This window comes from Nafulsella turpanensis ZLM-10 (genome assembly GCF_000346615.1).
Lineage (GTDB): Bacteria > Bacteroidota > Bacteroidia > Cytophagales > Cyclobacteriaceae > Nafulsella > Nafulsella turpanensis.
On record NZ_ANNU01000047.1, the window covers coordinates 21,491 to 31,536 of the forward strand.

Below are 10,046 nucleotides of genomic sequence, written 5' to 3' on the forward strand. Positions count from 1 at the left end.
GTTAAGTCCTCAACAATCACATTTCCCTACATCTGTTCCTATTTTCCCACAATATCCCTTATCTTCACTTTCTTAACACCTCTTTCTCCCATCCATGCCATGAAAGAAATCATTTTCATCCTGCTATCTTTTGCGCTGTCCACTTGTCTTTACGCCCAATCCGGGTTGGATAATTATAAAGCTATCATTGATTTAGATGATGAATACACCTCCATTGGTTCCAATATGGAGGAAGTTCAAAAGCTTGACCTGAGTGAATTCTGGTGTGGCAACAGAAGCGAAAGGCGCTTAGGTTTTATTGGAAAGAATTTCCGCCGGTTGGAAATCAGGTTTATTTCAGCTATTAAGAACCAGGAAAAAACGGGGCAGTATTTTATCTATGGGAAAAGTAAAGTAGCGGATAATATATGCTCCTTTCAGGGCATCCTGGAAATAAAAGAATCTCACTACCTCAAAACGCTGGAAAACCCGGAAGGCAATACAGGAATTCTTGCAGGAGAATACACTTTTTACGAGGACCCTAAAACAAAGCATTCGGGAATCTTTCAAGGCAGGTTTGTCACCTATTGGTACAAGGATAAAGAAGGGACCATCCGGTATAATGACCTCTGGGATGTTTCCGCCATGTATAATAACAACCAGTTTGCAGGCACCTGGACAGGATATAACAAGGAAAATACGATGACTGCCAACTGGGGCGACAGTAGAATTCCGCAATCCGGCGATTTAGATGTTGGGTCGAGTGAATTTGGTCCAAATGAAAAATACTACCCTTATGGGTGGAAGTCTTTTGCAAATAGGATGGAAGGAAAAGCAGAGCCGGAACCGAGCGCATGGTGGAAGGATTAAAAGCAGCCATACTCCATGAAACTCACCCTACTGCTAATATTCTTACTTTCTATTCAGTCAGCAACAGCCTGTGACTGCGGCACAACACCCACCATAGCCGAGTCTCACCAATCTTCAGATTTAATCTTTGTGGGTGAAGTCCTCAGTATTGAACCCTTTGACTTGACCGAAATAAAGCGTCTTGATGAACTTCCCCAACTCTATTCAAAACAGGTAATTCGCTTTAAAATCAGTCAAATTATAAAAGGTAACCCAGCCTCTGAAGTGGCTATTATAACCGGGCTTGGAGATGGTGATTGTGGTTTCGGCTTCAAAAAAGGAGTTAGCTATTTGGTCTATGCCCATGAAGATGGGCTGTTTACTGAAAAAGATGACAAGCATTTTGAAACCGACATTTGCGATAGGACTAAAATTTACCCTGGACCGAATGCAGAATTGGAACGATTACTTGAACTGAGGCACAAACACCCCCCTAACCTTCTGCCTCTAGGCCCAATAGCTTCTTTTTTACAAGGAAGGTGCTTGCCACTAAGGCTATCATAAAACCTATGGTATTTCTTAAATGTGGCTCTATTTCATTATGATACCAGTCCAGGCCATGGGACTGTAGCCTTTCTATTAATTCTTCTTTAGTCATAAGACTGATATTTCTTCCGGTTCTTTAATCAATATCTCTGTAAATATTATATTCCTCGAAGGGCACCACTCCAAAATCACTAACGGTCATAATATTTGTAGTTACTTTTTCCGGCTCTCCTGCGTGAAAGGAATCCCCCCCATCTTTATGCAGATACCACATTCCTTCCTTCGGAGAATATTTAAAGGTAACATATCTTGTCCATCGCCATCCACTCCCTCCATAATGCTCAACCGTAAAATACCCGTTCTTTATCGCGATTGCCTGATACGGGTCTCCCATCATCCCTCCACAATCAAAACAGTAAGCTACATTTTCATTCAGAGCAGCTAACCTAAAGGTATCCAATCCTACTCCAAGGTAAATGGCTAGTGGTCTCTTTTCAGGATTATCGATTACATCAGAAGTTTCTTCCTCATTAACTTTTCTGTAAAGAACGATGAGGTCATCTAGATCATCTTTATTTAAATCACCTGTTGCCGTATCCAGTATGGTATATCCTTCCGGTAAAGATTTTCGCAAGTCGGTGATTGATATTTCTTTTCTAAAATCCTGACCTAGAAGGAAAGTGACTTTCAGAGAGAATATAAGAATAAATAATGCTTTCATTGCTTCAAGAAAGTGTAACCTTGTTTGTTGGGTGTTTTCATTTCCACCGACCAACTGGTAGAAAAGGCACTATAAGTTTACACTCTCATCCAAAGAAGCAGTGATGAGCATCTTGGTCAACAGCTTCCAGAAACTCGTCAACACCTTTCACTTCGGGTAGAGGATCATATAGGGCCCATTTAAGGTTACTACGCATCCAGTAAACCTTCCAAATATTTTTCGTTTTCACGTATTTTGCTTTAGCAAAAGGATGATGGCGGATAATACTCTCATCATCCCATTGAGGGCGAATTTCATATAACTCAACGGCATTATTTTTATAAGAATAACCGAAATCCAGTTTACTTCTTATTTCCTCAGAAGGTCTTTTACTTTCAATAAACTTTTGAATTTGCCTTTCTACCAAATCTATCATTGTTTATCTTTTAAAGCTACATTAAGAAATTTCACTCAAAAAAAGCTTCCTTTTGAATATAAAGAAGAAATTCGTCAGCACTTTATAAAACCCTTTCCCCTAAGGCTTCATTGCAATTTGAATTAATTATTAACCTCTGTTCTTCTTCCATTAAATATCGTCAACAGGCTCCCTAAAACCATGATTAAAGAAGATAAAGACCAAAGCCAATAGCCTACCCCGTATCCGGTAATTGCACCATAATGTCCGGCTTCATTGATCATAATTTCTTCAAATATTAAAAATGAAAAAGCCAGAATAGTTGATAAACAACTTAGAACTAAAGGTACTTTGGTATTACCCTTATAGAATACCAACCATGAAAGAATCAGAAGGGGATTTGCCAGCCAACAAATAAATGCACCACCAACAAAATTCCCATCCAACCGAAAAATAAAATCCAAAAACCTCCACCAAAGTCCCCACAGCCACCATTTACGCAGTAGGTTTCCGGCATTAATGAAGCAAGAAACAAGGCTACACTTAATAGCAGTATCTTCTGCGATTTTACTTGGCTCATTAAAGTTTTCATCCTCTTAATCCCCTCCACCATAAAGACCATGCCCACTATCATAAAACCTACCGGAATTACTCCTCCTGTCATTCTTGGTGATTACCTTTATCTTAGGAGATGATTTCTTCCAATAGAACCTTGTCATCAAAACTCCTATAACCGGAAGTACCCACAGAATTATTAGATGAGCCTTCCTCCTCTCTTCATCCTGATAGTTCGCTAGTATTATCTTTCTGGTGACAGTTAAATTCACAACAAACATTAAAATAATTAAAAGAACTAAAGATACTAACCAGATACTCATTTTATTCTCTTAAAAACGGAAACTCACTCCACATGCCTTATCTACACGATTTACTGAGTAACTTACCTTTTTATTTTTCAAGTTCCAAGATAAATAAGATGGGGAAGGAGTAGATAGGATTAGTAATTGAAGCTCTTGGAGGTGTTAAAGAGCTAGCGGGAGTCTAATTTATTCACAAAAATAAAAAACGGTTACCGTAGCGGTTACTAAAAATACAAAAAGCCCTTCAGAATAATCTTAAGGGCTTTCTTAGTAGCGGGGGCAGTACTGCAGGCTCACCCCTTTACTTTCTTTCATCAGAGCCAGTATCTTCCAGTAAGGGATTGCGCTGCCAGCATCTTTATTCCATAAAAATCTGCCTGTAGCGGCTCTCAATTTCTTCAGCTTCGGTATAGGTCAGGCCGGTAAATTCCTTTTCTCGTGCTCTTTTAGAGATTTTCCCCTGATGCTGCTCTAAAAAGCGTACAAGCATTGCGACCATTTTATCAGGCATCTCGAACTTCTCATCCAGAAAACGTTTAAAGGCATCGTATTTGGTAAGATAAAAGACTTCAGCAGGAATAATACGTTCGATTGTGTCATTTACACAATCATACAGAAACTCTGCCTGGGCTGTTGCATCGAAATAACGGTAGTAGTCTATAGTTTCATTCAATACCTCCACATTATGGTCTGCTGTTTCTTTCCATACTATAAAATCCAGCAAGGGATGAGAATATTTTTCCAGCACCCGCCGGTAATCATCAATATGATCCAGAATAGAGGCAGAAACCGGGAAAATTAAACCTTGCTGCACAAAGCCTTTTTGCGCCAGCATATGATGAATCAGATACCGGTGAACCCGCCCGTTCCCATCTTCAAAAGGATGAATAAAAACAAAACCAAAAGCCACGACCGTGGCTGCCAGTACAGCATCTATTTCATTGCTTATTAACAGCTCACTTGTGCTGAGGAGTCCTTCTATCAACTGATCAACATCCTGCCACCTGGCTGAAATATGGTCAGGTAACGGCTCCCCGCTCGTGCGGTCATGCTCCCCGACAAACCCGCCTTTCCTGCGAAACCCCATGTCCAGGAAACGATTGCTTTCTATCACCAGCTGCTGAAGCCTGATCAATTCTTCTATGCTTAAATCTTTGGCCCCGGCCTGTCCTATGGCCTGGCCCCAGCGTGCTGCACGGCTGCTTTTAGGACTTTCTCCCTCAATGGTAAAAGATGCCCTGGAATCTTTTAAAAGGAGAAAAGCAGCTGCTCGCTGGAGAATATCTTTATGTATCCCCTTCAAATAGGTATTTTTTTGTGCAGCTAAATTAGCCTCCAGGTACTTTTCTAACTTTTCTGTTTTACGGATCAGCGGACAGTAATCTACCGTTCCGGGTAAATTATTTATGATGCGGTGACGGGCCGAATAATGGCCTTGCTGTATAGCATACTGCAGTTTTTCATCAACAAGTGATTCATATTTTATCCTGGTATCCGCATCAGGAATGGCTAATTTTTCTTGAATCAGCCATTCGTAGAGAAACCATATTTTCCTGCTGTATCGTCCGGCAGGCTCTAACTGAAGCATCGCTTCCATCTCAGCTTCGGATAATTTTCCGAATAACTTTTTTAAAACCAGCAGGTTGATCCCTTCATATTTTAAAGCAAAAACCAGTTGCTTGTACAGGTTATCCTCTGGTTTATGTCTTGGCGTAAGCACATTCCAACCTTCTTTCCGGTACTTCCTGTTTTTGGTACTGATAAAAGTAATCACATCCGGTAAAGGAACCTCCAGATTGAAAGCCTCTATCAGTGCAGCATAACCTTCCATACTGCCGGCTTCCGGGAGCGTACGGCCGTGAAAAATACGCGCCTCTCTTGAAAAACGGACGGATTTACCAGCTTTCATGATTTTTACCTGTTTGTAAGCTGCACAAGGTACAGAAATAAAGCTGAAAAAGCTACGCAATTTATGAAAAATGATTGGAGAAAGGCGTCCCACATGAAAAATACACGCTTCCTATGTTCGACTTTTCCAAAATGCCTGCTTCCCGACCTACCATTTTTATGTACTGGTTCATAAAGCAAGGTGATACAGGAGTTTATTCCACACCTTCATATGCGGTTACTCCTTTTGATTTTCAAAGGTATCAGACGATAAAGAAATGGATATCTAGCTCATGTCAGACATCACTTACCTGGACCAGCACTTCCTTCAAACCCTCACCTGAAGGGCATCATAGGGTATCTTTGAGGTGTTCTTCATAAATAATAGTTGCGGTCTCCATGTACCTGGGGTTATCCTGCTCAGTCAGGTCAGCATAAGCAATCAGGGGTGGCACATGAGGCCCCTGCTCTTCCCCGTGCCAAAACTTTTCAATGAGGGTTATATGGCCTTCCGGGTCAGGAACCCATCTGAATGCTTTCATGAGGGTTATAAAATCCTGCCCGGTATAAAGAGTCCACTGGTCGGCAATCAGGTAGTCTGTCAACAAAGCGCCTGCATTGGCACCTCCCCAACAGGTATCTTCCGGCAAGCTGAGCTTCTTCCAGTCCTGGTCCTTTTCAAGTGTCTTATACCTTTTCTGGTGTAACTTTGGCTTCATGTTCCGCTGGTAGCCCTCCACCCAATGAAGCAGAAGTTCCTTTCGCTTGTTCAAACTGAATGCTTTATCCGTAACAGAAATTAGATACCTTTCTTTCTGGAGGGCCTTAAAAACCTTGCTAATGGTATCCAGCCCTGCCCCTGCTTTCTCCGCGATAAAGCGGTAGGTTTCATTTATATATTCCGGATGCCGCAACAAAAGAAAAAGAACTCTCAGGCCCGTTTTTGTAAAAGCCCTACTTCCCGTTACAGTTTCTTTTCTTTCTGCTGTATTATTTTCTACATAAACATATATTTCATCATCCACCAGGAATATGTTCCCGGCGGCATCTGCATAGGCTATATTTTCTTGCTTTAACAGCTTCCTTGCTGTCGGTGTAATATATTCTGCAATCACCATAATTGGAACCGCCTGCGGTAAGCGAGCCAGTAAGCCTGGCAAGATGGCCGGTGTAAGCTGGGTTCTCACCTCCAAATACCATTCTTTTCGATAATGATTTCTGTTCAGCTGTATTTTCCCATCAGGAAAACCCTTGGCTATTTTTGCCTCTTCCGCTACCAAATCTATACAGGGAATCTCCCTGAGCTTGCCGACAATTGTATAAAGCACCCCCTTTTTCATGTTCGCTAATTTAACCTGTTCATAAATAACGAACGAATAAAATAAACGAACAGACTGAAGGTGCTAAATTTGTCATGACTAGAAGTTCATGGAACGTTTTCAATCAAAGTCCAGCAGGTTACTGGTCACCTTCTTCACCGCCTCGTCTTCAAAGTCGGCCTGGTGGCTTCCGGTGGAGCTGCCGTCTGGGAGCAAGGTATGACACAACTATTTTATTTTGCCTTTGGCTGGAGAATTAGCAAAAGATTGCTGTAGTAATTCCTTCAGGTGTACTTATCCTTCTTAAGGCGCACAAATACAGCGAGGATTTAAGTTAAGATACGTTCTGAAAATGCATACTCCCAGGCTTAAAATATAGTTGATTTCCCTGGTTAATTGTCTATTTCTTCTTTAAATATCCAAGCAGGTCACGTCCTTTTTGTGTTATCACATACTGCTGCAACGGGCTCCTTGGCCGGTCTTTTATGGTACGATCCATTAAGCCCATTTCCAGTAAAGGATCAATATATCGCTTTACGTTTTTAGTGTGGCTACTAAAGCCTAAACCCTCTTCCAGTATTTCTTTGCGCCCTGCTGGTTTTGAAACATACATAAGAACCTTAAGATGCCCATCAAGCAGCCTATCAGCCAAGCCCATCATCTGATCAGCTTGGTCACCAGCTTGGTCACCAGCTTGGTCACTGGTGTCTAAGCCAGACACCACAAATGCCGGGTGGCAGAAAATCTCCACCTCAAAGAAAGTCCGCTCATCATCTGTCCTAAAAACAGGTGGAGGAGAACCATTGATTTCCAACACCCTCTTAATTGTGGGAATACCTGTGGCTCTTCCTTCCGTCAAGTCAAGCTCTTTCAGGAAATCTCCTAACCTTCGGTTCCGGTATCTACGGGGTCTGATCCTGCCACTGTCCACGTCCTCCTGCCGGATAGACCGGTCCGGCCCTCCGTAATTAAGAATTACAATAGATTCCGGCGTAATACGAAGCTCTACCTGCTCCCTGACCAGGTAATCTCTGTGGTACAAGGCATTGGCCACAACCTCCTCCAGGGCAGCATAAGGATAATTCCAAACACGAACAGCCTCAGCCTTCCCCTCTTGCTTGATCACCTTTTCTTTCAAAAAATTGGTTTGCAATAAATCAAGGGTCTTACGTATCATGGCCGGCACGGGACCTGTAATTTTCGGGAATTCTGTGAACTCAGGGTTTCCCTCTCCTTTAGGAAAGTACACAACATCCACCCAGGTTGCCGGAAAAAATTTATCCGGTCGCTCATTGAACATCATTAAAGCAACATTCCTGGGAAACCTGTGTTCGACAGGTCCTTCTACAAGTAACATTTGCCCCAGCACATCAGTCTTGTCTTTTTTTCTACCCATTCAAGAAGCCTGCGTCCAACCTTCCTCAAATGGTCCTGCAAAAGCACCATGGAGATATCACCGATACTTGCCTGTGTATTGGAGCGGTCATCAAAAGGCACCTGGTTGGCCAGGCTAATAAGCTCCTGCTGGGTCTCCGCATCTGCCTTAACGGAATTGGCATAGCGACGAACATAGTAAAAGTATCTTTTTTGACTGGCCGTTATCTGTTCCGGTACCTCATAAGGGCGGTTGGAGCCACCTGGAACCCATATGACCAGAATCTGCTGCTCATCTACTTCCTCTATAAAAACCTTAGGATAATATATAGGTTTAATAAGGTTGTTAAAGCCAATCATCTTCTTTTGTACCTCTGCCATCTCCACTGGAGACATTCCTTTTACCGGGCGTTTAGCCACTCCATTTTCCTCCACTACTCCTACAATAATGTAACCTCCTCCGGTATTGTCAAAATCATTGGCAAAAGCACAAATGGACCTGTAAATGGCATTTGGTTCCACCCTTCCTTAAACTCAATCCGATCTGACTCCACAGAACGATGGTTAAGCAAATCTTCTATATTAATGTGTAAAGGCATAAAGTAAAAGTAACATGAGGCGGGATTTAACAATCTACTTTCACAAACCTAATATAACACCCCTGGATTAACGTTAAGGTTAACGTTAATCGAAGTCCAGTAAATTTCCGGTCACCTTCTTAACTGCATCATCTTCAAAACCTGCCCAGTAGCTTTTAGTAGTAGCCACGCTCTGGTGCCCCAGCAGGCACGAAGCCATTTCAATAGAAGCACCTTTGCGCATGATGGTGGTAGTAAAGGTATGCCGCGCCCAGTAGGTTGTAATATCCTCAGTAATGCCAGCCTCTTTTGCCACGGTTTTCATATGCTGATTGACAAAGCGGGTAAAGTTCTGAGTCTGCTTCTGCATTTCTTTGGCATCCATTTCATCGTCCAATACTGGAAAGACGAAAGTAGATTTAGAAACTTTCTTTTGCCCCCATTTCTCGATGATAGCCTTAATGTTATCGTTCATCATCACCACGATTGGCTTTTGGTTACTCCTGGTGGTATTCCTGGTTTTCTCCCGCACAAAGACAATTTTATCGTCGCTGATATCCCGGTAACGCAGCAATAGAATATCCTTCATGTTCATGCCGTTACACAGGAAGCTCAGGAACCAGAAGTCCTTGGCCTTGTCCTGTACGCTTCCCTCCTCCACCGGCTGTTCATAGAGCTTTTTCAGCTCCCCCTTGCTCAGCGCTTTCTTTACATTTCTGCCGGCAGGTATCTGGTACTTCCTCTTCCCAAAGGGATAGTACTCCTGGGTGATGAGTCCGTCGGCAATGGCCTGGTTAAACATCGCGCGCAGGGGACGCAGGTAGATGCCCACGGTGGTCAGGCTCTTCCCTTCCCCGACCATCCAGCGCTCAAAACCTTTCAGCCAATCTTTATCAATGGCAAGGAAGCCCAGCTCCCCCTGCTTACGCCTGCCAGCTCTGTAGGTATGATACCCCAGCAGACTTCGCAGGCTAAGAGAATAGCTGGAGGCAGTGCCCACTCTGCCATCTTTTTCCAGCTCCTCGATGTAACTATTGTAATAGCCAGTGACATCTTCTTTAGGTGGTGCGGTGTCATACAGCTTCCGTTCAAAGGCCTCAAAAGTGAAAATGGTGAGGGAATCTCTGGCAGCTTTGGCTTTCTCTTTCACTCCCTCCAGAATCTCATGATATTCCAGAAAAGCCTTCCGCGGGTTATTGGCTGTGGCCCCTTTAAATTCCTTTTCGGTGAGGTCCAGATCAATCGGGTATAGCATGGATTTACCTTGAAAATAAACCCTTAATTTTATCGGAGATTTACCGTCTTTTTTGGTGCGCCTATTATCGTGATAGAAGGTGATTTTAGCGTTTATCATAGGGCAGAGGATTCAGTCTCTAAAAATAAATTTGCACAAAATTTGCACAAAACATCTCGAAAAGTACAATTTACACACTTACCAACTACTTACATATATTCACTAAATAACACATTTACAGACATTTATGCAATAGCCAAAAATAAATAATCCTATTTTTTATTGACTCATAATCAGAGGGTCAC

Annotated in this window: 11 protein-coding genes; 2 read left to right on the forward strand and 9 right to left on the reverse strand. The window is 42.5% G+C overall.

The genetic code is table 11. The features are described 5' to 3' along the window. Positions 1-165 precede the first annotated feature (165 nt). Together F752_RS25520 and F752_RS26100 are read left to right on the forward strand one after the other, a co-directional pair. A complete protein-coding gene (locus tag F752_RS25520) occupies positions 166-849 on the forward strand; it encodes a hypothetical protein (protein ID WP_236614029.1) in 684 nt (227 codons plus the stop codon). A 15-nt stretch (positions 850-864) separates the two neighbouring features. After that, complete coding sequence (locus F752_RS26100) at positions 865-1,392, forward strand: hypothetical protein (RefSeq protein WP_026135817.1); 528 nt, start codon at positions 865-867, stop codon at positions 1,390-1,392. Between the two features lie 118 nt (positions 1,393-1,510). Here F752_RS26100 and F752_RS25525 read toward each other — a convergent pair whose 3' ends face one another. The 9 genes from F752_RS25525 to F752_RS0117580 all read right to left on the reverse strand — a co-directional run bounded on the left by F752_RS25525 (position 1,511) and on the right by F752_RS0117580 (position 9,762). Continuing rightward, a complete protein-coding gene (locus F752_RS25525) occupies positions 1,511-2,095 on the reverse strand; it encodes a hypothetical protein (RefSeq protein ID WP_017733059.1) in 585 nt (194 codons plus the stop codon). Between the two features lie 85 nt (positions 2,096-2,180). Next, on the reverse strand, positions 2,181-2,510 hold the full coding sequence (locus F752_RS0117550) for a DUF3024 domain-containing protein (protein ID WP_017733060.1): 330 nt from the start codon (positions 2,508-2,510) through the stop codon (positions 2,181-2,183). Positions 2,511-2,632: 122 nt separating this feature from the next. Beyond that, positions 2,633-2,953, reverse strand: a complete 321-nt coding sequence (locus F752_RS26295) for a hypothetical protein (protein ID WP_160164131.1) — start codon at positions 2,951-2,953, stop codon at positions 2,633-2,635. 132 nt (positions 2,954-3,085) lie between these two features. Then, positions 3,086-3,367, reverse strand: coding sequence for a hypothetical protein (locus F752_RS26105; protein ID WP_152425195.1), 282 nt, complete (start codon positions 3,365-3,367; stop codon positions 3,086-3,088). Positions 3,368-3,707: 340 nt separating this feature from the next. Further along, a complete protein-coding gene (locus F752_RS0117560; RefSeq protein WP_040664835.1) occupies positions 3,708-5,258 on the reverse strand; it encodes a Fic family protein in 1,551 nt (516 codons plus the stop codon). 328 nt (positions 5,259-5,586) lie between these two features. After that, positions 5,587-6,576, reverse strand: coding sequence for a type IV toxin-antitoxin system AbiEi family antitoxin (locus tag F752_RS0117565; protein ID WP_017733063.1), 990 nt, complete (start codon positions 6,574-6,576; stop codon positions 5,587-5,589). A 379-nt stretch (positions 6,577-6,955) separates the two neighbouring features. Further along, entirely contained in the window at positions 6,956-7,951 is a 996-nt protein-coding gene (locus tag F752_RS25530) for an ATP-binding protein (protein ID WP_081604598.1), read from the reverse strand. After that, positions 7,900-8,451: an AlbA family DNA-binding domain-containing protein gene (locus tag F752_RS25535; protein WP_051049918.1), complete on the reverse strand. Its 552-nt coding sequence runs from the start codon at positions 8,449-8,451 to the stop codon at positions 7,900-7,902. Before F752_RS25535 ends, F752_RS25530 begins: the two co-directional genes overlap by 52 nt. A gap of 162 nt (positions 8,452-8,613) precedes the next feature. Continuing rightward, positions 8,614-9,762 carry a tyrosine-type recombinase/integrase gene (locus tag F752_RS0117580; protein WP_160164132.1) on the reverse strand — a complete coding sequence of 383 codons (1,149 nt, stop codon included), beginning with the start codon at positions 9,760-9,762 and terminating at the stop codon, positions 8,614-8,616. Positions 9,763-10,046 lie beyond the last annotated feature (284 nt).

What these genes read in the sequence shown, in the direction of transcription:
- F752_RS26100 (WP_026135817.1), top strand. Translation starts at nt 865, where the DNA reads ATGAAACTCACCCTACTGCTAATATTCTTACTTTCTATTCAGTCAGCA.
- F752_RS25525 (WP_017733059.1), bottom strand. Translation starts at nt 2,095, where the DNA reads ATGAAAGCATTATTTATTCTTATATTCTCTCTGAAAGTCACTTTCCTT.
- F752_RS0117550 (WP_017733060.1), bottom strand. Translation starts at nt 2,510, where the DNA reads ATGATAGATTTGGTAGAAAGGCAAATTCAAAAGTTTATTGAAAGTAAA.
- F752_RS26105 (WP_152425195.1), bottom strand. Translation starts at nt 3,367, where the DNA reads ATGAGTATCTGGTTAGTATCTTTAGTTCTTTTAATTATTTTAATGTTT.
- F752_RS0117560 (WP_040664835.1), bottom strand. Translation starts at nt 5,258, where the DNA reads ATGAAAGCTGGTAAATCCGTCCGTTTTTCAAGAGAGGCGCGTATTTTT.
- F752_RS0117565 (WP_017733063.1), bottom strand. Translation starts at nt 6,576, where the DNA reads ATGAAAAAGGGGGTGCTTTATACAATTGTCGGCAAGCTCAGGGAGATT.
- F752_RS25530 (WP_081604598.1), bottom strand. Translation starts at nt 7,951, where the DNA reads ATGGGTAGAAAAAAAGACAAGACTGATGTGCTGGGGCAAATGTTACTT.
- F752_RS0117580 (WP_160164132.1), bottom strand. Translation starts at nt 9,762, where the DNA reads ATGCTATACCCGATTGATCTGGACCTCACCGAAAAGGAATTTAAAGGG.